The sequence below is a fragment of the Prevotella sp. P4-51 genome, from assembly GCF_002251455.1.
In the GTDB taxonomy this organism is placed as follows: Bacteria; Bacteroidota; Bacteroidia; order Bacteroidales; family Bacteroidaceae; genus Prevotella.
In genome coordinates this window covers 146,517-167,354 of the sequence record NZ_NPJM01000031.1, presented here as the reverse complement: position 1 = coordinate 167,354, position 20,838 = coordinate 146,517, and the positions used below count along the sequence as shown (strand labels likewise).

Sequence of the window (20,838 nt, the reverse complement as noted above, 5' to 3'; positions counted from 1 at the left end):
CAAAGAAATGTTCTTGAAAAGACAATAAAAACGAGCAATTTAGCAAAATCTTTGTCGCTGTTAATAGAGCCTCTTGGCCTGGCCGTTGATGATATAAGGTGTGTCGGGCTTCATCCAGTCGGGGAGAGGAGCTCCCTTGAGATAGTGGTCGAAGAAATCAGACAGACGCTTGCTCAGGTCTTTGGCATTCTTACGATTGGAGAGATTATGGGCCTCTCGGTTATATTCAAGCAACCAGGCGGGTTTGCCCAAACGACGGAGCGCCATAAACATCTCAATTCCCTGATAATAGGGAACAGCACCATCGGCATTGTTGTGCATGATGAGCACAGGGGTCTTTACCTTGGGGTAATCGAAGAGGGGAGAGTTCTCTATGTAGAGGTCGAAGCCGCTCCAGAGGTCTTTGCCAATACGGCTCTGTGTCTGCTCATACTGGAATTGGCGGCTTATTCCTGTGCCCCATCTGATGCCTCCATAAGCACTCGTCATATTGCAAACGGGAGCACCGGCTCCACCTGCAGCAAACATATCAGTGTGGGCTATGAGATAAGCTACCTGATAGCCACCCCAACTTTGACCCTGGATGGCCATGTGGGAACTGTCCACCCACTTATTGGCTGCAAGAGCTTTGGCACCAGCTACAATACAATTGTAAGCAGATTTGCCAGGATGACCTACCTTATAAACCACATCGGGAACAAAAACAATGTATCCGTTGCTTACAAAGTAAGGGATGTTAACGATGCTGCGGCTGGGCGCAGGACTGAAGTAACGGTAGAGTGACTCACTGTTGCGCTCATAGAAATAGACAATGACCGGATATTTCTTGTTGGGATCAAAGTTGTCTGGCTTATAGAGCACACCGTCGAGTGGGGTGCCGTCAAATGCCTTCCACTGGAAGAGCTCTGGCTTACCCCAAGCATAGTCAGCCTGCTGGGGATTGATGTTGCTCAACTGAGTCCACTTGTCGTTGACGAGCCAAAGATTCATAGGAACTTCAAAGTTACCCTTGCATACCATGAACGTGTTGGCAGAATCGGCCTTGCACAGGCTGGTATAAGTATACTTTCCATATTCGAGTTGCTGCAGGTTGGCATTCAAATCTGTCTTTGCGAAGCCGTTCTCCTTGGTGCGGTAGTTGTATACCGAAAGATATATAGGCTGGCAGGCGTCGAAGCCAACCTTGTCTGTAGAAGGCTGAAGGTTGCGGAAACGGTATTGTATGCTATCCTTGCGTCCGTTGCCCTGAGTGAGGTTAAGTGGTTTGTTGCCGTCGAGAGGGATATACCATAGGTCGAAACGGTCGGTGAGAATCATACCACGATTGTCGGAAGTCCATATAACGCCGGCGTAGGGAGCCGCTTCGCTGGGGGTGTCTGTGTCTTCGTTGTAGAATGGAACCTTGAGTGATGCTGTAATGTTGGCAATCTTATGAGTAGAGGTGTTGGCAAGCATCCAGTGATGCTTTTCCAAGTCAAACCATGCGGCGTGTTTGCCATCAGGTGAAATGGTTTCGCCCGCAGTTTTGCAGTCGGCAATCTGGGTGCGCTTACCTGTATAGGTATCTATGACAGAGATGCGCTTCTTGGTCTGAATATCCCATTGCTGCTCGAGTATGCGTCCTGTATTGTCCACGGAAAGGGCCGTATTTGTAACACTGAGGTCGGGGAATAGCAGTCGGTCGTAGTAAGACTGCCCAAGACGGATGAAGTTGCCTTCGTTGTCAATGGTGCATGTTACCTGCGAGGTGCCGTTCTTCAGTTCTCCTAATTTGAACATCGGTGGAATCAGGTCGGCATCATAGCGCCAAATGCTGGGCTCGGCGGTCTCGAAGTCATACTTGGTTTTGTCGTCTGGAGCTACATAGGGCATAATGCCAACCATAATGCGATTGCCGTTACGGGTGTAGTATGGATTTGACTTGTCGGTAATTCCCCAACCATCAATGAGTTTTGATGAATCATCACTGCTTACAACCGTACGGAGTCCTCCCTGAAGACGGTATTCATAGAGTGAACAGTGGCGGCTACCAGAGGGTATGGTATCTGTGGCTGCCATAAACATAAGTCTGTCGCCTGTCCAGTTGAATTTTGGCGATGACATGAATGTGGCTTCTGCCGAGACGCTCCGAATATCCAGGTTCGACAGATTGGCGAGTTTCATGATATTATGGTTCTTCTTGTCGCGGGCAACGTATGCCATCTGTGAACCTTGGGCATTGATTTCGTAACCAGCTACACAGCGCATACGCACGGTGTCGCCTGTGGCAAAGGTGTAGAGCAACATGTCATTGGCAGCATCCTTGTCCACCTTGGCCTTGGGAGCCTCATCCTTTGTCTTTTTGTTCTTTTTCTTCTTTTTAGCTTTCTCCTTTTCGGCTATCATAGATGGCTCTGGAGTCTTATAGGTCAGAGCAATGGCAACTACAGGCTGCTCTACTCGTCCCATGCTATATCCGCTGACGTTGGCGATTTTCTTAATGTTTCCATCATTGATGTCTATGATAGCCACAGAATCCTTGGGCATATCGGCTGCTTTCTTCTTCTTGATTTTAGCATCACGTGTCTGCGAGAACAATGGCTTAATCTGCGCCACTACATATTTCTCGTTTGAGGTGATTCTTGCTCTGTAGCCTCTGGGGAGTGTGATGAGGCGACCGTTGCGGTTGTCGCGGATGTAGAGTGTGCCGTCGCCTTGTTGTGGATTAACTTCCCATAGGCTTACATTGCCTTTTGAGGAAAGAAAAGCAGATTTTACGCTCTGCCAAGCATCATACACATCGTGGGTAAGGGGCTTCTTCTGAGCCCAACCATACTGGATGGCGAGAGCCATCAAGATTAAGAACAACAGTGATTTCTGTTTCATTGGGTATTAAATGAAGTTAGAGTATTAGTAGCCATTCCCATCGGACGAAGTAATCATAAAGACTGATGCAACATGCGGATAGGGGATGGCCACATTGATTGTTAATAAATAGGTGAATTCTACTTTATGCCTCTTGCATTGAGGGCTTTGCTATACTTGGCAGCATTGGCCTGATGGTCCTTATAGTTGCTGGCAAAATTATGAGTACCACTGAAGTCTTCCTTCGCGCACATATATATATAATTATGGTGTACCATATTGAGTACTGCGTCTATGCCTGCCACGGTAGGAATGCGGATGGGGCCTGGAGGCAGACCTGTGTTGACGTATGTGTTGTATGGACTTTGCGTTTGTAGCATATTGTGGTAAATGCGTTTCAACGCAAACTGCTTGAGCGCGAATTTGATAGTAGGGTCGGCCTGCAGCGGCATGCCATTTGGGTATTCTCCATCGCGCATCATCAGGCGATTGTAATACATACCAGCCACCATGGGCTTCTCGGCATTGTTGGCAGTCTCTTCGTCTACTATACTTGCAAGGGTGATAACCTCTATGGGTGTTAGTTTCAGACGCTGCGCCTTAGCCATACGGTCTTCATTCCAGAATGAATCACTCTCCTTCTTCATGCGCTTGAGGAGTTTGGAGAGAGATATGTTCCAGTAGACCTCATATGTATTTGGTACAAACATACATGTGATAGTCTCAGGTGTGTAGCCGTAAGTCTTACAGGTATCTGGGTTGACAAGGGCCGCATGGAGTGTGGCACTGTCAAGCATGAGCTTGGTTGTGAGCTCTTCTGCCAAATCTTCCACCGTACGTACCGAGGGGACTGTGAGGTGCACGGGAGATTGCATGCCTGCTTTGAGTCTTCTAAAAAGCTGGAATGCCCCTATTGATGTGGTTATCTCGTAGCGTCCGGTCTTAATGATTTCTGGGTAATCGCTGTGTCTTACAAGCGTGCTCAATCCTTGCATACCGTGACGCGAGGCTATCGGGGTAAGTTTGGTGAATACCGAGTCGATGTTATCGTCCTGGTCTATGTACAGATATTCTGTTGTGGAAGAAACGGAGAAGGCCGAGAAGAAGTAGTAATATGCAAATCCCGACATGACCGCGAGGCAGGTCAATGCCATGACGATATACTTCTTATTGCTTTTTGTAAGTGGTTTCATCTTTATACTAATTAGTTTCATGCAAAGTTAGCGAAAAGCCATTGGAGAACAAAATAAAATGATTTATTTTTTGCCCGTGAGAGTAGCTGTTTCCCGTGGTTTGCCATAAAGATAAGGATAAGGCCAATAATTAGCATTTTTTATAGTTGCTCAGGATAGATGAGTGGGGAATAATTGTTACCTTTGCCGATGTTTGGAGGATATACAATGGAATATCAGACATATATTTTTGACCTTGATGGTACGCTGCTCGATACATTGCATGACTTGGCAGCGAGTACCAATTATGCTCTTCGTACTTATGGCATGCCCGAACACAGCGAAGATGATGTAAGAAGATTTGTAGGTAACGGAGTGAAGAAACTTATGGAGCGGGCTATACCCGAAGGGACGGATAATCCGCTCTTTGACGATGCCTATGCCTGTTTTCGTCAGCATTATCTCAAGCACAATCTCGACACCACGGCGCCCTACGAGGGAGTGATGCCTATGCTGAAAGAACTCAAGAAACGTGGAAAGAACATTGCTGTGGTGAGCAATAAGTTTTATGCCGCCACACAAGAGCTATGCCGTCATTTTTTTGGCGAATATGTAGCGGTGGCGATTGGTGAACGCGAGAATATTCGTAAGAAACCTGCTCCTGATACGGTAGAGGAGGCCCTAAGACAACTTGGGGCAAGTAGGGATGGTGCAGTGTATATTGGCGACAGTGATGTGGATATTGAGACCGCTCGCAACTGTAATATGCCTTGCATCAGTGTGCTGTGGGGATTCCGTTCTCGCGATTTCCTCATCGAGCATGGTGCCCAACGCTTGGTAGAGACGCCAGAAGAAATTCTATTATAAAAAGATTGCAATCTATTGGAGAGATTGCAATCTTGCGATGTATTTTCCGAGAATATCAAACTCTATGTTGACCGTAGAGCCTACTGTGATTTCACCAATATTGGTGTGCTCGCGTGTGTAGGGGATGATGGCAACGCGGAAACTGTTGTCCGTGGGCTGACATACAGTAAGTGATACGCCATTGACTGTTACTGAGCCTTTGTCCACTGTAAAGTAGCCACGATGGGCCATAGCCCTGTCGTAATGGTAGGTAAAATCGTAATAGGTACTGCCGTCGGCATCGGTCACGGCAGTGCATAGTGCGGTTTGGTCCACGTGTCCTTGTACGATATGTCCATCGAGGCGGCCATTCATGAGCATCGAGCGTTCTATGTTAACGTGGCTGCCAACGGTAAGCATACCTAAATTAGAACGGTCGAGCGTCTCTTTCATCGCGGTGACCGTATAACAATCACCATCGATAGCCACTACTGTAAGGCAGACGCCGTTGTGGGCTATGCTTTGGTCTATCTTGAGCTCAGCGGTGAACGAGCATCTCAGGGTGATATGTATATTCTCTTGTTCTCTGACGATGGCTGTGACTGTGGCCATCTCTTCTACTATTCCACTAAACATGCTGTAATCGTATTATTGGGTAAAAAAATAAAGAAGGGGTTGCACGATGATGTGATGATAAGTCCGAGTAAATAAGATTTGAGTGCCCTCCGCCTTTGTAATCCATCGGTCTTTCGACTTAGTTCCCTTGAGGGAGTTTATATGGCCCGCCATTGACAAGAGGAGCTTTCTCGGTAATTGTTTTAAATGTGATGACTATCCCGATCGAATCGGTGCAACCCCTGTTTTGTGCATGCAAAATTACAACATATCGCTCATTTTACAAAACTATTGTCTGACTTTTTTCGTGTCAGATTAAATCAACTGTTGATAGCGATGTCCTGGATGATTTCGCCCAAAGTGGGGTGGATGTGCACAATATCAGCAAGTTGTGCAAGCGTGACATCCTGGTTCATGAGGGCGGCTATCTCCTGTACCATATCGGCTGCATGGGCACCCAGAATGTGGCAACCTATTATGCGGCCCTCGTCATCTGTTACAATTTTGGCCAGACCTTCGGTTGCTTCATCTGCCAGAGCCTTACCGTTGGAGCGATAGAACCCTTTGTGCACTTTGCATGTAATACCCTCCTTCTTGCAGGCATCATCAGTAAGTCCGACGGTAGCGACTTCCGGGTCTGTAAATACCGCGGATGGCATGATGTCAAGACGGATAGAGTCTGCCCGTTGAAGTATGTGGTTAACTGCACGGAACCCCTGGAATGTGGCAGCGTGGGCGAGCAAAGCCTTACCGTTGACGTCGCCGATGGCATAGATACCTGTTACCGATGTCTGCATATTGTTGTCGGTGACGATACCTCTGCGGTCATACTCTATGCCCAATGCCTGCAATTCGTCTTCATCAAGATTGGGTTTGCGACCAGTTGCCACTAACACGGCGTCGGCTTGAAGAGATGCAATGCTCTCTACACTATAACCCATGTTGAATTTGATACCGTCTTTTTCCATCTTCTTGCGGAGGCGCTTAGCGAGGTCCTTGTCTATCATAGGCAGACATTCCTTGAGGAATTCATAGACTTCCACCTCTACACCCATACGATGAAAGATGGCGGCAAACTCCATGCCTATCACGCCTGCTCCTACTACGGCAAGGCGCTTGGGGAGCGACTTTAGTTGTAGCAGTTGGGTAGATGTCATCACTTCTGGTCTGTCGATGTCGCTGATGGGTGGCATCTTGGCGCTGCTGCCAGTAGCGATGATGATGTTGTCGGTGCTATAGGTCTCTGTTCCTGCCTCTACAGTGCCGGGGGCGGTGATACGGGCATGGGCCTTGACCATTGTGACATGGGGCTGCGACATGAGTATCTCCACTCCCTGACGCAGCTGTGCGCTAACTTCCTCCTTTCGTAGCATGGCCTGCTCAAATGGGGTGCCTTTGAGGGAGTCGTGAACCAGGCATTTGGTGGGTATACATCCCTCGTTAAGGCACGTTCCTCCGGCCTGACGGTCTTCAAAGATGATGACTTCCAGTCCGTGCTGTGCTGCATATTGGGCGGCCCGGTAACCTCCGGGGCCGCTTCCAATGATAATCAGATCAGTCTTTGTCATTGACCAATTGTTTATAGGTGAGTATAGGATGCTTGGCAGCCAGAACGTCGTCAACACGAGAGATTGGCGCATTGTGGGGAGCTGTCTTCACCACATCTGGGTTTTCCTTGGCTTCCTGTGCAATCTGTCGCATCACGTGGATGAAGCTGTCGATAGTCTGTTTGCTCTCATTCTCTGTGGGCTCAATCATCATAGCCTGATGGAAGAGGAGTGGGAAGTAGATAGTGGGAGCGTGGTAGCCATAATCAAGCAGACGCTTGGCCACATCCATCGTGGTAACATCGGTAGATTTGTCCTTGAGTCCGTCGAATACGAATTCGTGCTTGCAGAGTCCCTCAATGGGTAGCTCGTAGACGTCTTTGAGACTTTCCTTGATGTAGTTGGCATTGAGGGTGGCCAAAGGACCAACCATCTTGACATTCTCGTGACCCAAAGTAAGTATATAGGTATAGGCGCGCAGAATCACTCCGAAGTTTCCAAGCCATGCTCCTACATGGTTGTGGCTATCGTTTGTAACAGTGAACTTGTCGCCATGCTTAACCACGTGGGGCGAGGGAAGGTATTGCTCCAGTCCGCTGCGCACACCAACGGGGCCGCTTCCCGGACCACCGCCTCCATGGGGCGTAGAGAATGTCTTGTGGAGATTGATGTGCATAACGTCAAATCCCATATCTCCAGGGCGGCATGCACCGAGCATGGGATTGAGGTTGGCTCCATCATAGTACATCAGTGCACCGCAGTCGTGTACCAGTTTCGCAATCTCAGGTATCTTTGTTTCAAAAAGACCAAGTGTGTTGGGATTGGTCATCATCATTGCAGCAATGTCATCTCCCAATAGTGGCTTGAGGTCTTCCACGTCAACCACGCCTTCGGCTGTACTCTTGACTTCCACAATCTCCAGTCCGCATACAGCTGCTGATGCAGGGTTAGTACCATGGGCTGAGTCGGGCACGATTACCTTCTTGCGCTTGGTATCACCACGTTGCTGGTGATAGTTGCTGATAATCATCAGTCCGGTGAGCTCTCCGTGAGCACCGGCAAAGGGATTCAGAGTGAAGTCAGCCAATCCGGTAAGTTCGGCAAGCGACTGCTGTAGGTTGTATTCTACCTCGAGGGCTCCCTGGCAGCTATCTGTAGACTGGGCGGGATGGAGGTTGGCAAACTGTGGGAGGTTGGCTATTTCCTCATTGATGCATGGATTGTACTTCATCGTACAACTGCCGAGAGGATAGAAACCATTGTTGACGCCAAAGTTGTTGCCGCTAAGATTTGTGTAGTGTCTTACAACGGTCAGTTCGTCACACTCGGGCAATTCTGCATCGTGCTGACGGCGCTGGCTGTCAGGGAGTGCATGATGGCCGAAGTGGTTGCGGGGCAGGCTGTAGCCTCGGGTGCCGGGGCGTGACAGCTCAAATATGAGGTTTCCGTATAATCTACTGTTCATGACACAAACTAATTAAAAGGTCAACTTCTTCTTTGGTGCGTTTCTCCGTTACGGCCATCATGATGGTATGGTCACCGATTTTGATACCTCCCAAAATGCCATTTGCTTCGAGTCTGTTCAGGAGTTGGTCTACATCTCCCTTGTAATCGATGCAGAACTCATTGAAGAAAGGCTGGTCGAAAGTGGGGGAGAAGCTATCGCTCTTGAGCAGATTGTCGTAGAGATAGTGGGCTGCGTCATAGGAGAGTTGGGCAGCTTCTTTCAGACCTTCCTTGCCCATCAAGCTCATGTAAATGGTCACAAAGAGAGCCATGAGTGACTCGTTGCTGCAAATGTTGCTGGTGGCTTTCTGACGGCGTATGTGTTGCTCGCGAGCCTGCAATGTGAGTACGAAGGCGCGTCGTCCGTCGTGGTCGGTGGTCTTGCCAACGATGCGTCCCGGCATCTTGCGCATCATCTTCTCTGTACAGCACATGTAGCCTACCGAGGGGCCTCCGTAGGTCATTGGAATACCGAGTGACTGTCCGTCGCCTACAGCAATGTCTGCGCCCCATTCTCCTGGGGTCTTGAGGAGGGCCAGGTCGGCTGCAATACTGTTGATGATGAAGAGGGCTTTATGGTCGTGACAGAGGTCTGCCATACCTGTAAAGTCTTCGATGATGCCATATCGGTTGGGCTGCTGTACTACAACTCCTGCCACGGGAGCTTCGTCAACGAGCGAAGCAAGGGCTTGGTGTGAGGTCACTCCGTCTTGAGCGGGAATCGTAACCAGTTCCACTCCGTGGTAATGGGCATAGGTGTCCACTACACTGCGAGTTTTGGGGTCGAGTGTCTCAGATACGAGCACACGGTTAGACTTCTTGCTCGAAGCGTTGGCCATGAGTACAGCTTCCGCTGTAGCAGTGGTGCCGTCATACATTGATGCGTTGGAGATTTCCATTCCGGTGAGTTCGCTCATCATCGATTGGTATTCGAAGATGTAGTGGAGGGTACCTTGTGAAATCTCGGCCTGGTAGGGGGTGTAGCTTGTAAGAAACTCGGAGCGTGCTATCAGTGAAGGAATGGCCGACGGGGTGTAGTGGTCATAGATTCCGGCTCCGGCAAAGCATACAAGCTGCTTGTTGTTCTGTGCCAACTTGCCTATAAACTGGCGTACTTCTACCTCGCTCATTGCGTCGGGCAGTCGGTATTCGCCTTTATAGCGTATTTCGTCGGGCACTTCCGCATAGAGGTCATCCAGCGAGCCCGCGCCTATCTTGGCCAGCATTTCGCGGATGTCTTCCTCTGTCTGTGGAAAATATTTGTATGCCATAACTTGAATGGTTGTGTCAGTGTGATTAAACCTTTTATTTGGTCATTTCAGCGTAGGCCTTGGCGTCCATAAGATTGTCGAGTTCCGATGGGTCGCTGAGCTTTACTTTTATAATCCAGTTGCCGAAGGCATCTTCGTTGATTTTCTCGGGTTGGTCTTCGAGCTCTTCGTTAACTTCTACCACAGTTCCGCTGACGGGGGAGAGCAAATCAGAAGCAGCTTTGACGCTTTCTACAGCACCAAATTCTTCGCCGGCAGTCACTTCGTCGTCAACTTCGGGCATATCTACATATACTACGTTGCCCAATTCGTGCTGAGCATAGTCTGTGATGCCTACGTAGCCGAATTCGCCTTCTACTTTTACATACTCGTGTGACTCTGCATAATAGAGTCCTTCCATTACTGTTGCCATAGTTTTATTCTTTAATAGTGATTATTGATTTTTGTGTTGTTGGGGTGGGGTGGTTATGCCTTGTGGTAGTGCTTCTCGTAGAACTTCTTCTTGACAACCTTACCAGGGAAGGTTTTCTTGCGTATCTGAACTTCTACGGTGTCACCCATCTGGATGCTGCTGTCGACAAGAGCTACGGCGCAACTCTTATCAACGGAAATCAGTCGGTAGCCTGTAGTCACTTCGCCTACTTCCACACCATCTTTGAGCACCTTGTAGCCATGTCGGGGCACGGCGTGTCCCTCGAGTTCTATTCCGCGAAGACGCTTACTTACTCCTTCGGCTTTCTGTTGTGCCAGGGCTTCGCGACCAATGAATTCTTCTTTGTCGAGTTTGCAGAACATGGAAAGGCCGGCCATGACGGGAGAGATGTCCTGACTGAGCTCGTCACCGTAGAGAGGCAGTCCAACCTCGAAGCGCAGTGTGTCGCGACAACCCAGTCCGCAAGGTTTGCACTGGCCACTTTCAATCAGTTTGTCCCATGCCTGACGTATATAGTCGTGGCTTCCATAGATCTCAAATCCGTCTTCGCCAGTATATCCAGTACGTGATACGATAATCTCTTCTCCATCAGCCAGGGTAATGGTCTTGACGGTGTAGAAAACGAGGTCATTGCAGTCGAGGCCCAGAATGTCGAGCATCACCTGTGGCGATTTAGGACCTTGCACGGCCAGCTGGCCATAACGGTCAGAGCAGTGGTCGAGCGTGATGTCAAATCCCTCGGCGTGGCCTTTCATCCATTCCACATCTTTGTCAATGTTGGCAGCATTGATGACGATGAAATAGTCTTGATGTCCCATCTTGTAGACGAGCAGGTCATCTACGGTGCCACCGTTGGGGTAGCACATCATGCCATAGTATATTTTGCCCTGTGGGGCGTCCTTGATGTCGTTGGTGAATATGTGGTTTACATATTTTTCGGCGTCTGGACCGCTTACGCGTACTTCGCCCATGTGTGACACATCGAATACACCGCAGTGTTGTCTTACTGCCTGATGCTCATCGATGATGGAGCTGTACTGTATCGGCATGTCAAAACCGCCGAAGGGAGAGATGAGTGCGCCCAGCGCTACATGTTTGTCATAGAGACACGTTTTCTTGTTTTCCATATCTTGTCTGTTAATGTTATTAGTCTGCAATTCCGATAAACTGAGGGTCAAGGTATTCGAGCTCTATCTCTCTCACCTTTTCGCGGTCATGCTCTGTCAGCGTATAGGTCGTTTGGCAGAGGTGCTGGCGTATCTTTGCGCGTATATCTGCAAAGGGGAGTGGAGTATAGTCTTTAAGCAGGCAGATGCGTTGACGTACACTCTCTACTCCATGACGGTCGAGCTTCTGCCGTGAGGGGGTAATGGCGTGCATCATATGTTCCATATCTGTATCGTAGAGCAGAGTGCCATGGGCGATGATGCTGCCTGGCAGCCGGTAGATGGCATTGCCCGACACCTTGCGGTTGCCAATCATGATGTCGTTGTGGTCGTTGGGATGAGCGTCGATACCTATTTCCTGCAGAGTGTCGGCTACCATTCGCATATATCTGCTGAACGTATCGGTCACATTGGCGTCAGGAGTTATATAGGAGAGCATCACGTTGCTTTGGTCAGCATAGACACATCCACCTCCGCTCTTGCGGCGGTAAGTTTGTATGCCATTCTCGATACAGTATTCTATATTTACCTCGTTCTGAGGAACCTGATTGCGTCCGAATATTACGGAGGGCTCCACTTGCCACATGAAGAAGCAATCGTCTTGATGTAACAAATGGCGTGCTATATATTCTTCCATGGCGAGATAGAAACTCAGCCGGTGGGTCTGTTCGTCGCCTGTTTCAATATAAGTCATTGTCTATATTTCTATATCTTGTTGTCTATATTCTATATCTTGTTTAATCAGTTGCAAATATAGTAATAAAATGCTGAAAAGAAAAAATAAAATGCTGAAAAGAAAAAGGAAAGTCATGAAAAAAATAAATTAAAGCACGCACTTCACTTTATCTTCATAAATTTGTCACAAATACCAAATATAAACCCAAATGTGAATAGATAGAAAAATAATATAATCGCCATTATGTTAAATAAATATTATGACTGCATGTCCTATTCTTTTCTCGAATACTGCGGAATGGTAGAAAATAACAGTGCTTTCATTTAATACATTCTGTTTGTTTCGCTTCAGTTCTGATTTTTGTTGCTTTGGGCGTAGTAATTATTAATGTGTAGTCTTTTTTAGTGGTTAAACTTTTAGTCGTGTTAGTTTAACTTGATGTCAATATATCATTCCATGTTATCAACGCCCCTGGAATTTTTCGATTAATCAATATGGCCCATCTCGAATTAATTTCCTAACTTGGTATTGTGACTATAGCTGTCGTGGAATTAAAGTTTTTTAATACTTCTCTAAAAATTGGGAGCGAATTGTTTGTATTATTCCCTAAAAGTCCCTACTTTTGCACAATAAAATTGGCATGTGCAATTTTGTACGCCTTTAGATTGTTATAGATTATGTCCATATCCAAGACAAGACAGATGCTGGTAGACGTAGCTCGTCAGCTGTTTGCCAAGAAAGGTATAGCTAACACCACTATGAACGACATTGCAGTCGCTTCAGGCAAAGGTCGCCGAACCCTCTATACATACTTTAATCGTAAAGAGGAAATCTTTTCTGCTGTCATTGAGTCTGAATTGGAGCGTTTGTCTGAAAAACTTGATGAAGTGGCAAACAAGAAGATTCCCCCACAGGAAAAAATCATCGAACTTATATATACACATCTCAGCATGATACGCGAAACGGTTGTACGCAATGGAAATCTGCGTGCAGAATTCTTCCGTAATATATGGATGGTCGAAAAAGTTAGAAAGAATTTTGACGAATACGAGATTGAGCTCTTCCGTAAGGTTTATTCTGATGGTAAGGCTGACGGAGAGTTTGATATAGACAACGTGGATCTGGTCGCAGACATCACGCACTATTGTATCAAAGGACTCGAAGTGCCTTTCATATACGGACGATTAGGCCACGGTCTCAACGTGGAAACAAGCAAGCCGCAGGTGGCAAAGGTGGTATATGGAGCCTTGGGTAAAAGTCGTGAATTCATGGATAAGCGATAGATTATAGGAACATTATAAAATTTACTTTAATATTAGATTAACATGGGATTATTAACAGGTAAAACTGCTCTTATCACAGGAGCAGCACGCGGCATCGGAAAAGCTGTCGCAATGAAATTTGCCACAGAAGGCGCAAACATCGCATTTACCGACCTCGTGCTCAACGACGATATGGCCGCTGGACTCGAAGCAACACGTAAGGAAATCGAAGCTCTGGGCGTAACATGTCGTGCATATGCTGGCAATGCCGCTGATTTCGAGGAGACAGAAAAAGTAGTAAAGCAGATTCATGCCGATTTCGGCAGCATCGACGTATTGGTCAACAATGCTGGTATCACTAAGGATGGACTGATGCTCCGTATGTCGGAAGCTCAGTGGGATGCAGTACTCAATGTAAACCTAAAGTCTGCATTCAACTTCATCCATGCTTGTGCCCCCATTATGTTGCGTCAGCGTGGTGGTTCAATCATCAACATGTCTTCTGTAGTTGGAGTTCATGGTAATGCTGGCCAGTGTAACTACTCTGCCTCAAAGGCGGGTATGATTGGATTGGCAAAGTCAATTGCACAGGAACTTGGACCTAAGGGCGTTCGTGCAAATGCAGTAGCACCAGGTTTCATTGAGACACCTATGACAGCTCAGCTTTCTGAGGATATCCGCAAAGACTGGATGAAGAAGATTCCTCTGCGTCGTGGCGGACAGACCAACGACATTGCTAATGTATGTCTGTTCCTCGCTTCAGACATGTCATCATACGTAAGTGGCCAGGTAATACAGGTTGACGGCGGCATGAATATGTAATGGAAGTAGTATACGAAGACAATCATATCATTATCGTCAACAAGCAGAGTGGCGAGATCGTTCAGGGAGATAAAACCGGCGATCGCCCTCTCTCGGAGACGGTGAAAGAATATATTAAGGTGAAGTACCACAAACCGGGGAACGTATTCCTCGGTGTGGTGCATCGCTTAGATAGACCTGTAAGTGGGTTAGTTGTCTTTGCTAAAACATCTAAGGCTCTTGCACGTCTCAATGAAATGTTCCGCAAGGGAGACGTACACAAAACCTATTGGGCAATAGTGAAAAACACACCAATACAGAGTGAAGCCGAACTGAATAATTGGATAGTGCGTAACGAGAAACAAAATAAAAGCTACGCCTATGATCACGAAGTAAAGAACTCTAAGAATGCCTGTTTGCGGTATTCCGTGCTGGCAAGAACAGACAGATACACCTTGCTTGAAGTGCATCTTATGACTGGAAGGCATCACCAGATAAGATGTCAGCTGAGCCATATGGGCTGCCCTATCAAGGGCGACCTGAAATATGGTTTTCCGCGATCTAACCCTGATGGCAGCATTTCCCTCATGGCCAAGCGTATTGAGTTTGTTCATCCGGTATCTAAAGATACAATACAGGTGGAAGCCCCTACCCCATCTGATGCTTTGTGGAAGGCATTGGCCGAAAGCATTTGATCAAGAATGTCGTTATAGGCTAACGCTTTAGCCGTTTGTACTGTTCCAACAGAGCTGCACGTGGTACACCGTGGACTACCATCCAATCAAGATCGGCTTTGGCAGCATCTAATTTACCCAAGCGGATATACAAATCTATACGATTCAGACGGTAATCAGTGTTGCCCGGAGATTTCTTCAATGCCATCGTGTAATCGTCTAATGCTAAATCATACATTCCTCGCTCAATTTCCATACCGCCTCGGGCAGCATACGCAAGTGCACTGTCGGGATATTGGCTAACAAGGCGATTAATTTGGTCAAGGGCCAGCGTGTATCTTTTGTCCTTTTGATTGAGAAGGGCTAAGCCGAGTTGCGCTTCAAAGTTTCCGGGTACAAGTAGAAGTAGGTTTTCATAGTCCATACGGGCAAAGTTGTAACGTCTCAACTGCTCGTTGACATATGCCCGGTAGTACAGGCCTGCGATATTGGTGGGTTGGAGCGCCAACACCTTATCATAAGCATCTTTGGCATAATTCCACTCACCCAACTCGATATTCCAGGCAGCTTTCTTGAGCAGCAAGTCTATCGAATCGGGATGGAATGCAAGTTCGTTGACGGCAATCTTCAAACTGTCTCGCAGCGGATTGGTCTTTTGTGCATAACCCATGTCGCAGATTATACAAAGGGCAGCCGTCAACAATAGTTTTGATACTTTCATAATTAAAGTTTTATATCTTAGAATGGCATGTCTGGCGGTGGAAACGAATTGTCATCACTCAACGGGTCATTCATGCGACTGCCGATAATTTCCCCGTTGGGACCTTGAGGTTCAGGACCATTCTCGTTTTCTGGGTTTTGAAAGCGTGTAAACTCGCCCTTGAAGGTAAGAAGCACATCACCAGTTGCTCCTTTACGGTGTTTGGCAATGATAATCTGCGCCATTCCATGCAGGTCGCGTCCCTTGTCATCCTGGAAGATATGATAATATTCAGGACGATGTACAAACATTACCATATCCGCATCCTGCTCAATGGCTCCCGATTCACGCAAGTCGCTAAGTTGTGGACGCTTTCCCTCGACTCCTTCACGACCTTCTACAGTACGGTTGAGCTGAGAGAGAGCCAAAATGGGAATGTCCAATTCTTTAGCCAGACCCTTGAGTGACTGCGATATTTTGGCAACCTCCTCTTGACGGCTACCGAAACGCATACCATTTGCGTTCATCAACTGTAGGTAGTCAATCATTATAATCTTCACCCCTTTTTCGCGTACCAATCGCCGAGCTTTGGTTCTTAATTCAAAGATAGACAATCCGGGTGTGTCATCGATATAGATAGGTGAACCCTGGAGTTTTCGTATGTCCTTGTCAAGACGCTCCCACTCGTCATGGGACAATTGACCGTTAAGCATTTTGCTGCCCGAAATGGAGCAAACGTTGGAAATAAGGCGGTTGACAAGCTGGACATTGCTCATTTCAAGTGAGAAGAAAGCAATGGGGAATTTATAGTCTACAGCAATGTTTTTGGCAAGTGACAGAGCGAAAGAAGTTTTACCCATTGCAGGACGTCCGGCTATGATGACAAGGTCTGATTTCTGCCAGCCACTGGTCTTCTCATCAAGTTTGGTATAGCCTGTTGGTACTCCAGTAAGACCTCCTGTGGTTTCGGCGGCCTTCTGAAGCATTTCGATAGCCTTATTGATAACCGGATCAACCTGTACATAGTCCTTCTTCATGTTATTCTGCGACAACTCAAACAGGCTTCCCTCTGCCTCCTGCATCAGTTCGTTGACATCAATGGACTCGTCAAAGGCTTTGGTCTCAATGTTGCCTGCATAAGAAATAAGTTGGCGTGCCAAGAACTTTTGCGCCAGGATATGTGCATGGTATTCAATATGAGCAGACGAAGCCACGTCATGGCTTAACTGGAGTACATACGAGGGACCTCCGATGTCATCAAGAGTGCCTTCGCGTTTTAATTCTTCTATAACTGTAGAGATATCAACAGGATGCTCATCCACATTAAGCGTTTGGATAGCTTGATATATTTTTTGGTTGCGTGGTTCATAAAACGTCTGAGGTTTTAAAAACTCAGAAACTACTGAAAATGCATCTTTGTCTATCATCAAGGCGCCCAATACCAACCTTTCCACATCCAGGGCTTGGGGCTGCAAGTGACCATACGAGGTATCAATTGTTGTCGAAGACGCTTTGCGGCGAGTAGAATTATTATTATCTGCCATAATCAAAAATTTGGGATTGCAAATGTACGAAAAGAATTTGAGCTGACATAACAAGATGTTTCTTTTTAGATAGATTTAACGCTATCGCCATCTATCCTCCCGACCGATATCCTTACTCTGGTTGTTCTTGTAACGCATATGGAAAATCTCCCGAATGTTATGGGCAAAAAAAAGATTGATTGTCTCACGACAACCAATCCTTCTAAACCTTAATAATCTAATACCATGAAAAACACACTGCAAATTTAATAATTATCATATATTTATGCAAGTATTTTTGCGCAAATTTTGTTCTGTTATAACATCTTTTAACCATAATATGGCCATTGTGGTGACATTATTCACAAATTTTACGCTTTCAGCTGTTGCCTGTGCGTTTTTTAACATGAGATTTATGATTTATTTCTTTATTTTATGAAAGGCACCGAAGCGAAGTTCGGTCATCCAGCGACCTTCTCTACGCTGCGTATAAATAGTAAACAGAAAGCCGATACTCTCTGGAGATGCGCCGCCTTTATAGAATTTGTTTCCATTTTCCTCGTAATCGGTGCTGATGCCGTAACCATACTTATGGGCCATTACTCTGGCTATAGAGTCGCGCTGTACAACAGCATGGTGTCTTGCGTGGCGGGCAATGAAGAAGCGAGCCTGATTGAAATGATGGTCATCGCTCTTGTTTTCAAAACCGATAATAATCTTGTTGAACCTGAAGCCACGATAGTCTTTATTCAGAAAGACGATGGCTTCATCGTTAACAATGTCGGGTTGGCCCCACATTGTAATAAAGTGTTCAGTTGCTTCCTTTTTAGAAGTTCCAAAATCTATAGTGACGAAACCTTCTCCTAATGCTTCTGTCAATGGCAGAACGCAAAAGATAAAGGATAAAAGAATCTTGATTATCTTCACTCTTATATGTATATATATAATAATGTATTAAATATAAAGAGGTGGAGAATATTATCTCCACCTCTTTTATAATTAAGAATAATGAATTATTCCTCAACAGCAGCCTGCGCCGCAGCAAGACGGGCTATTGGCACGCGGAAAGGTGAACAGCTGGCGTAGTTGAGGCCAATCTTGGCACAGAACTTAACTGAACTGGGTTCGCCTCCGTGCTCACCGCAGATACCGGTAAGCAGGTTTGGACGTACGGCACGACCCTTTTCTACAGCCATCTTAACCAACTGACCAACACCAGCCTGGTCGAGAACCTGGAAAGGATCGACCTTCAGAATCTTCTTCTCAAGATATACGGGCAAGAAGCTGGCGATGTCATCGCGGCTGTAACCGAAGGTCATCTGAGTAAGGTCGTTAGTACCGAAGCTGAAATACTCAGCCTCCTCAGCAATGCGGTCTGCTATAAGGGCGGCACGAGGAATCTCAATCATTGTACCGATTTCAAAATCAATCTTCTCACCATACTCCTCGAATACTTCGGCAGCGGCTTTGAGGATAACACCCTTCTGCTGCTTAAACTCGTTGAGTGTACCGATAAGAGGTACCATAATCTCTGGCATAGGATTCTTGCCTTCCTTCTTCAGTTCGCAAGCGGCAGAGAGGATGGCACGAGTCTGCATGGCAGTAATCTCTGGGAATGTGATTCCCAGACGGCAACCACGGTGACCAAGCATAGGATTGTTTTCTGCGAGGCTCTCAACGCGACGCTTGATAGCAGAAACATCCACGCCCATTTGTTTTGCCATAACTTCCTGACCAGCACGATCGTGGGGAACGAACTCGTGGAGAGGTGGGTCAAGCAGACGTATGTTGACGGGGCAACCATCCATAGCCTCAAGGATACCCTTGAAGTCTGCCTTCTGATAAGGCAACAGCTTGTCAAGAGCATTCTTGCGTCCCTCGGCACTGTCAGCCAAAATCATTTCACGCATTGCAACGATCTTCTTGTCTTCGAAGAACATGTGCTCAGTACGTGTAAGACCGATACCCTTGGCACCGAATGTGCGGGCTACGGCTGCGTCATGAGGAGTGTCTGCATTGGTGCGAACCTGCAACTTGGTATACTTGTCGCAGAGGTCCATCAGCTCCTTGAAATCTCCGCTGAGCTCAGCTGCCTTGGTGGGAACTTCGCCTGCATAAACCTGACCGGTTGAACCATTGAGAGAGATATAATCACCCTCCTTGTAAACGACTCCGTCGATTTCTACAGTTCTTGTCTTATAATCTACATTGATGCTACCAGCACCAGATACACAGCACTTACCCATACCACGGGCAACTACGGCAGCATGAGAGGTCATACCGCCACGAGCGGTAAGAATACCCTCGGCAGATGCCATACCAGCCAAGTCTTCGGGGCTTGTCTCGATACGAACCATAATTACGCGATGGCCGTCGGCGTGCCACTTCTGTGCATCGTCAGCATGGAATACAATCTGGCCACATGCGGCACCGGGAGAAGCGGGCAGACCCTGGGTGATAACCTTAGCCTTCTGAAGCTCAAGTTTGTCGAATACGGGGTGAAGCAGTTCGTCCAGCTTCTGAGGCTCGCAGCGCATGATGGCTGTCTTCTCGTCAATCATACCCTCGTGCAGCAGGTCGATGGCAATCTTAACCATTGCGGTACCGGTACGCTTGCCGTTACGGGTCTGAAGGAACCACAGCTTGCCCTCCTGAACAGTGAACTCCATATCCTGCATATCGCGATAGTGGTGCTCAAGCATATCCTGGAGTTCATTCAGCTGGTTGTAAATCTCAGGCATAGCCTCTTCCATAGAAGGATATTTGCTGACGCGCTCCTCTTCGCTGATACCTGCACGCTCAGCCCAGCGCTGAGAGCCAATCTTGGTAATCTGCTGAGGAGTACGGATTCCTGCAACAACGTCCTCGCCCTGTGCGTTTACGAGATACTCACCATTGAAGAGATTCTCACCGTTTCCGGCATCGCGGCTGAAGCAAACGCCAGTAGCACTGGTTTCACCCATATTACCGAATACCATGGCCATAACGCTAACAGCGGTACCCCACTCGTCTGGAATTCCTTCCATCTTGCGGTACAGGATAGCACGCTCGTTCATCCAGCTGCGGAATACTGCGCAGATGGCACCCCAAAGCTGCTCGATAGGATCATCGGGGAAATCTTTGCCAGTACGTTCCTTGATAGCGGTCTTGAACAGTTCAACCAGCTTCTTCAGTTCCTCTACAGATAAGTCCTTGTCGAGCTTGATACCACGTTCAGCCTTTACGCTTTCAATAATTTCCTCGAATGGGTCGATGTCTTCCTTGTTTACGGGCTTCATCTCGAGAACTACGTCACCGTACATCTGTACGAAGCGACGATATGAGTCATATACGAAATGAGGGTTGTTGGTCTTGCGAACCAAACCTTCTGCTACCTCGTCATTAAGACCCAGGTTGAGGATGGTGTCCATCATACCAGGCATAGATGCGCGGGCGCCAGAACGTACACTTACCAACAAAGGATTCTGGACGTCACCAAATTTGGAGTTCATCAGCTTTTCGATGTGCTTGACAGCAGCTGTTACTTCATCGTTCAGGATTTCCTTGATTTTCTCCTGGCCCACCTCGTAATATTCATTACAGCAACCAGTGGTAATTGTGAAACCGGGAGGAACTGGAACTCCGATAAGGTTCATCTCGGCAAGGTTAGCGCCCTTGCCGCCGAGTTCCTCTCTCATTTTTGCATTACCTTCGGCTTTACCATTGCCAAAAGTATAGACTCTTTGCTCACTCATATTATCAAATTTATTCAAAAATTATTTAGTTTTTCTATTATTGCAAAGTTACTTCATTTTTAGAATAT

General features: G+C 47.1%; 17 protein-coding genes. 4 read left to right on the top strand and 13 right to left on the bottom strand.

From position 1 onward, the window contains the following. Positions 1-60 precede the first annotated feature (60 nt). A complete protein-coding gene (locus CIK94_RS03505) occupies positions 61-2,865 on the bottom strand; it encodes a prolyl oligopeptidase family serine peptidase (RefSeq protein WP_094386892.1) in 2,805 nt (934 codons plus the stop codon). 119 nt (positions 2,866-2,984) lie between these two features. Then, positions 2,985-4,037, bottom strand: a complete 1,053-nt coding sequence (gene mltG / locus CIK94_RS03500) for an endolytic transglycosylase MltG (RefSeq protein ID WP_094386893.1) — start codon at positions 4,035-4,037, stop codon at positions 2,985-2,987. A 207-nt stretch (positions 4,038-4,244) separates the two neighbouring features. Between mltG and CIK94_RS03495 the strand changes: the two genes are divergently transcribed. Continuing rightward, positions 4,245-4,883, top strand: a complete 639-nt coding sequence (locus tag CIK94_RS03495; protein ID WP_094386894.1) for an HAD family hydrolase — start codon at positions 4,245-4,247, stop codon at positions 4,881-4,883. A 12-nt stretch (positions 4,884-4,895) separates the two neighbouring features. Here the strand turns inward: CIK94_RS03495 and CIK94_RS03490 are convergent, their stop codons facing one another. The 7 genes from CIK94_RS03490 to CIK94_RS03460 form a co-directional block, all read right to left on the bottom strand. Next, entirely contained in the window at positions 4,896-5,498 is a 603-nt protein-coding gene (locus tag CIK94_RS03490; protein ID WP_022311425.1) for a riboflavin synthase, read from the bottom strand. Between the two features lie 299 nt (positions 5,499-5,797). Then, positions 5,798-7,045, bottom strand: a complete 1,248-nt coding sequence (locus CIK94_RS03485) for an NAD(P)/FAD-dependent oxidoreductase (protein WP_094421323.1) — start codon at positions 7,043-7,045, stop codon at positions 5,798-5,800. Then, positions 7,032-8,489 (bottom strand): aminomethyl-transferring glycine dehydrogenase subunit GcvPB, encoded by a 1,458-nt coding sequence (gene gcvPB, locus CIK94_RS03480; RefSeq protein WP_022311423.1) that lies wholly within the window; start codon positions 8,487-8,489, stop codon positions 7,032-7,034. The genes CIK94_RS03485 and gcvPB overlap by 14 nt, the downstream gene beginning before the upstream one ends. Further along, entirely contained in the window at positions 8,479-9,801 is a 1,323-nt protein-coding gene (gcvPA, locus tag CIK94_RS03475; RefSeq protein WP_094421320.1) for an aminomethyl-transferring glycine dehydrogenase subunit GcvPA, read from the bottom strand. Before gcvPA ends, gcvPB begins: the two co-directional genes overlap by 11 nt. Positions 9,802-9,835: 34 nt before the next feature. After that, entirely contained in the window at positions 9,836-10,213 is a 378-nt protein-coding gene (gene gcvH / locus CIK94_RS03470) for a glycine cleavage system protein GcvH (RefSeq protein ID WP_022311421.1), read from the bottom strand. Positions 10,214-10,266: 53 nt separating this feature from the next. After that, positions 10,267-11,361, bottom strand: a complete 1,095-nt coding sequence (gene gcvT / locus CIK94_RS03465; protein ID WP_094421318.1) for a glycine cleavage system aminomethyltransferase GcvT — start codon at positions 11,359-11,361, stop codon at positions 10,267-10,269. A 19-nt stretch (positions 11,362-11,380) separates the two neighbouring features. Then, on the bottom strand, positions 11,381-12,094 hold the full coding sequence (locus CIK94_RS03460; RefSeq protein ID WP_094421316.1) for a lipoate--protein ligase family protein: 714 nt from the start codon (positions 12,092-12,094) through the stop codon (positions 11,381-11,383). Positions 12,095-12,753: 659 nt separating this feature from the next. Here CIK94_RS03460 and CIK94_RS03455 point away from each other — a divergent pair. The 3 genes from CIK94_RS03455 to CIK94_RS03445 are packed head-to-tail and all read left to right on the top strand — an operon-like array spanning position 12,754 to position 14,834. Then, the gene (locus CIK94_RS03455; RefSeq protein ID WP_094386897.1) at positions 12,754-13,359 is read left to right on the top strand and encodes a TetR/AcrR family transcriptional regulator; all 606 of its coding nucleotides are present in this window, start codon (positions 12,754-12,756) and stop codon (positions 13,357-13,359) included. A 42-nt stretch (positions 13,360-13,401) separates the two neighbouring features. Beyond that, positions 13,402-14,160 (top strand): 3-oxoacyl-[acyl-carrier-protein] reductase, encoded by a 759-nt coding sequence (gene fabG / locus CIK94_RS03450; protein ID WP_022311417.1) that lies wholly within the window; start codon positions 13,402-13,404, stop codon positions 14,158-14,160. Next, entirely contained in the window at positions 14,160-14,834 is a 675-nt protein-coding gene (locus tag CIK94_RS03445; RefSeq protein ID WP_094386898.1) for an RluA family pseudouridine synthase, read from the top strand. The genes fabG and CIK94_RS03445 overlap by 1 nt, the downstream gene beginning before the upstream one ends. 19 nt (positions 14,835-14,853) lie before the next feature. On the opposite strand, the gene CIK94_RS03440 is transcribed toward CIK94_RS03445, so the two are convergent. From CIK94_RS03440 to ppdK, 4 genes are all read right to left on the bottom strand, one after another. Further along, positions 14,854-15,534 (bottom strand): tetratricopeptide repeat protein, encoded by a 681-nt coding sequence (locus CIK94_RS03440; RefSeq protein WP_144008161.1) that lies wholly within the window; start codon positions 15,532-15,534, stop codon positions 14,854-14,856. Positions 15,535-15,551: 17 nt separating this feature from the next. After that, positions 15,552-17,057, bottom strand: coding sequence for a replicative DNA helicase (gene dnaB / locus CIK94_RS03435; protein WP_094421314.1), 1,506 nt, complete (start codon positions 17,055-17,057; stop codon positions 15,552-15,554). A gap of 399 nt (positions 17,058-17,456) precedes the next feature. Beyond that, positions 17,457-17,963 carry a hypothetical protein gene (locus CIK94_RS03430; RefSeq protein WP_094421311.1) on the bottom strand — a complete coding sequence of 169 codons (507 nt, stop codon included), beginning with the start codon at positions 17,961-17,963 and terminating at the stop codon, positions 17,457-17,459. Positions 17,964-18,049: 86 nt separating this feature from the next. After that, on the bottom strand, positions 18,050-20,770 hold the full coding sequence (gene ppdK / locus CIK94_RS03425; RefSeq protein ID WP_094421309.1) for a pyruvate, phosphate dikinase: 2,721 nt from the start codon (positions 20,768-20,770) through the stop codon (positions 18,050-18,052). Between the last annotated feature and the right edge of the window lie 68 nt (positions 20,771-20,838).

Coding starts and splice junctions, on each gene's coding strand:
- CIK94_RS03455 (WP_094386897.1), top strand. CDS start 12,754: ATGTCCATATCCAAGACAAGACAGATGCTGGTAGACGTAGCTCGTCAG.
- mltG (WP_094386893.1), bottom strand. CDS start 4,037: ATGAAACCACTTACAAAAAGCAATAAGAAGTATATCGTCATGGCATTG.
- dnaB (WP_094421314.1), bottom strand. CDS start 17,057: ATGGCAGATAATAATAATTCTACTCGCCGCAAAGCGTCTTCGACAACA.
- ppdK (WP_094421309.1), bottom strand. CDS start 20,770: ATGAGTGAGCAAAGAGTCTATACTTTTGGCAATGGTAAAGCCGAAGGT.
- gcvH (WP_022311421.1), bottom strand. CDS start 10,213: ATGGCAACAGTAATGGAAGGACTCTATTATGCAGAGTCACACGAGTAT.
- gcvPA (WP_094421320.1), bottom strand. CDS start 9,801: ATGGCATACAAATATTTTCCACAGACAGAGGAAGACATCCGCGAAATG.
- CIK94_RS03490 (WP_022311425.1), bottom strand. CDS start 5,498: ATGTTTAGTGGAATAGTAGAAGAGATGGCCACAGTCACAGCCATCGTC.
- fabG (WP_022311417.1), top strand. CDS start 13,402: ATGGGATTATTAACAGGTAAAACTGCTCTTATCACAGGAGCAGCACGC.
- gcvT (WP_094421318.1), bottom strand. CDS start 11,361: ATGGAAAACAAGAAAACGTGTCTCTATGACAAACATGTAGCGCTGGGC.
- CIK94_RS03495 (WP_094386894.1), top strand. CDS start 4,245: ATGGAATATCAGACATATATTTTTGACCTTGATGGTACGCTGCTCGAT.
- CIK94_RS03460 (WP_094421316.1), bottom strand. CDS start 12,094: ATGACTTATATTGAAACAGGCGACGAACAGACCCACCGGCTGAGTTTC.
- CIK94_RS03445 (WP_094386898.1), top strand. CDS start 14,160: ATGGAAGTAGTATACGAAGACAATCATATCATTATCGTCAACAAGCAG.
- CIK94_RS03485 (WP_094421323.1), bottom strand. CDS start 7,045: ATGACAAAGACTGATCTGATTATCATTGGAAGCGGCCCCGGAGGTTAC.
- CIK94_RS03505 (WP_094386892.1), bottom strand. CDS start 2,865: ATGAAACAGAAATCACTGTTGTTCTTAATCTTGATGGCTCTCGCCATC.
- gcvPB (WP_022311423.1), bottom strand. CDS start 8,489: ATGAACAGTAGATTATACGGAAACCTCATATTTGAGCTGTCACGCCCC.
- CIK94_RS03440 (WP_144008161.1), bottom strand. CDS start 15,534: ATGAAAGTATCAAAACTATTGTTGACGGCTGCCCTTTGTATAATCTGC.